The 257-nt window shown below is 74.3% G+C and carries 1 protein-coding gene; it reads right to left on the bottom strand.

Going from position 1 to position 257, the window contains the following annotated elements; genetic code table 11:
• A partial coding sequence (locus ACVA6Q_RS24785; protein WP_446649244.1) for a hypothetical protein occupies positions 1 to 257 on the bottom strand: 257 nt, incomplete at both ends.

Here is a 257-nt window from a genome sequence, read left to right on the forward strand (position 1 = left end):
CGCCAGCGCATGGGCCAACTGCTGCTGCAGCCATTGCAGGTGGCGCAGGCCGGCGGCCTGCATGCGCGCGGCGGCCAGCGCCGTCCAGCCGGGCTCCAGCACCAGGCGCAGCTCAATCAACTGACGCGGCGACAGCGTGCCCAGCGCCGGCGTGGCAAACGGGCGATGCAGGCGATCGGCACTTGCCCGCTCGGCGCCCACCTGCGGGCCGCGCACCACCACGCCCCGGCTGGGCAGGATGTCGACCAGCCCCAATG

The organism is Vibrio sp. DNB22_10_4 (assembly GCF_052879755.1).